Annotated in this window: 1 pseudogene; it reads left to right on the top strand. The window is 63.7% G+C overall.

The annotated features are described in order from the left end of the window. A pseudogene (locus ACQ4LH_RS21755) lies at window positions 1-234 on the top strand (hypothetical protein); the annotation flags it as partial.

Raw genomic sequence — 234 nt, forward strand, 5'->3', positions numbered from 1 at the left:
CCCCCCCCCCCTCCGTTTTTTCTTCTCGTGGCGCGTCGTCGGCCGCGTCTGATGTGTATCAGAGGCATGTACTGGCGGCCGGGCAGGGCGGTACTCATCCAGGCGGGCGCGAGACCTTTGGCCATTCGGCGCTTGTCGACCCCTGGGGCCGCCCCTTATACACATCTGACGCCGCCGACTACGCCCCATCTGACGCTGCCTACGATATCTTGGCGGTGCTGATCACAATAATCC

This window comes from Pseudomonas peli, from assembly GCF_050563605.1.
GTDB lineage: Bacteria > Pseudomonadota > Gammaproteobacteria > Pseudomonadales > Pseudomonadaceae > Aquipseudomonas > Aquipseudomonas peli_A.